This is a genomic window from Mesorhizobium sp. M0983 (genome assembly GCF_040318975.1).
GTDB lineage: Bacteria > Pseudomonadota > Alphaproteobacteria > Rhizobiales > Rhizobiaceae > Mesorhizobium.
The window spans coordinates 1-559 of the sequence record NZ_JAMYNH010000070.1; the positions used below are offsets into that span (position 1 = coordinate 1).

The 559-nt window shown below is 65.5% G+C and carries 1 protein-coding gene; it reads left to right on the forward strand.

Going from position 1 to position 559, the window contains the following annotated elements; translation table 11 throughout:
* Positions 1–559, forward strand: a 559-nt coding sequence (locus NKH71_RS33355) for a transposase (protein ID WP_352896638.1), incomplete at both ends; no start/stop codon positions are given.

The window sequence follows — 559 nt, forward strand, 5'->3', positions numbered from 1 at the left end:
ATCGACGCTGTGCCGGCTGGAGAACCTACCCGGCGTGCGGGAGCTGGTCGCGATGGGACGGGCGATGGTCGATCTCTATTGCGCCTCGTTCCGGCAGGTGCCGAAGCGGATCGTACTCGACATTGACGACACCTTCGACGCTGTGCACGGAGGCCAACAGCTTCGCCTGTTCAATGCCCACCATGACGAGTACGGCTTCCAGCCGATCGTCGTGTTCGATGGTGCGGGACGGTTCGTCAGCGCGATCCTGCGACCGGCCAAGCGGCCGAGTGGGGCTGAGATCCGCCCCCACCTGCGCCGTCTGGTGCGGGCGATCCGGATCAACTGGCCGAACATTCGAATCCTGCTCCGCGGCGATAGCCATTATTGCAACCCGCAGGTCATCGACTGGTGCCGCGCCAACGACGTCGACTTCATCTTTGGCCTCGCGCCCACCACGACCCTGCGCAAGCATGTCGCGGATCTGGAGGCCAGCACGACGGCGCGCTTCGAAGCGTCGGCCAAGACAGGCAAGGTCCGCAGGTTCAAGGAGTTCGTTGACGCGCCCGCGGCGCGGCCG